The sequence below is a fragment of the Duganella vulcania genome (genome assembly GCF_009857655.1).
Lineage (GTDB): Bacteria > Pseudomonadota > Gammaproteobacteria > Burkholderiales > Burkholderiaceae_D > Rugamonas > Rugamonas vulcania.
This window is the reverse complement of the sequence record NZ_WWCX01000263.1, coordinates 1-905: the sequence shown is the minus strand read 5'-3', so window position 1 is coordinate 905 and position 905 is coordinate 1. Positions and strand designations below refer to the sequence as shown.

1 protein-coding gene is annotated in these 905 nt (G+C 73.7%); it reads right to left on the bottom strand.

Features of this window, described 5'->3' with window-relative positions:
* Positions 1–905, bottom strand: a 905-nt coding sequence (locus GTP90_RS35860) for a GNVR domain-containing protein (protein ID WP_308937334.1), incomplete at both ends; no start/stop codon positions are given.

The window sequence follows — 905 nt, the reverse complement described above, 5'->3', positions numbered from 1 at the left end:
GGCTGTGCGGAATCACCGCCTGCACCGCGTGCGCGCCCAGCAGCGCGTCGATGCGCGCCGGCGCGTCGATGCCGCCGCGCACCGCCCGGCTGGCGAACGCCAGCACCGTGCCCAGGAACAGGCCGGTCACCAGCCCCAGCACCACGATCAGCGGCCGGTCCGGCAGCAGCGCGCGCTCCGGCACCACCGGCGCGTCCACCAGCCGCACATTGCCGACCCGCCCCACCGCCACCAGCCGCAACTGCTGCGCCGTGTTCAACAGCGCCGTGTACAGGTCGGTGTCGACCTTGACCTCGCGCGCCAGCCGCGACTGCTCCTGTTCCAGCAGCGGCAGTTGCGCGATGCGCTCCTGCAGCGCGCCAATCTCGCGCTCCGACGCGCGCGCCTGCGCGTTGAGCGCCCGCAGCAGCGGATGCTCGTCCGTGTAGCGGCCCAGCAGCTCGGCGCGCCGCTGCACCTGCGCGCTGCGCCGCGCCTGCGCCGCCGCCAGGCTGTCGAGCGCGATGCGCACCTCCTGGTCGATATTGACGCTGCCGTGGCTGCCGCGGTAGCCGTTGTAGCGCAGCTCGGCCTGCTCCAGCTGATCCTTCAGCGCCGGCAGCTGCTGGTCGAGGAAGGCCAGCGTCTTCTCCGCCTCCTCGCTGCGGCGCGCCAGGTTCTGCCGCATGTATTCGGCGCCGATCTGGCCCAGCGTCGCCGCCACCTGCTGCGCGTCGTGGCCTTGCAGGCGCACCGCGATCACGCCAGACTGCTTGCCCTGCTCGCTGATCTGCAGCGCGTTCTGCAGCTGCTCCAGCGCCGCCAGCCGCGTGGTGCGCCGCACGACGAAGCGCCCGCCCGGCTGCGCCCGCAGGCTCTCGACCTGCAGCTCGACGCCGTCGCCGTCCTGGTGCGCCAGCGCGCCG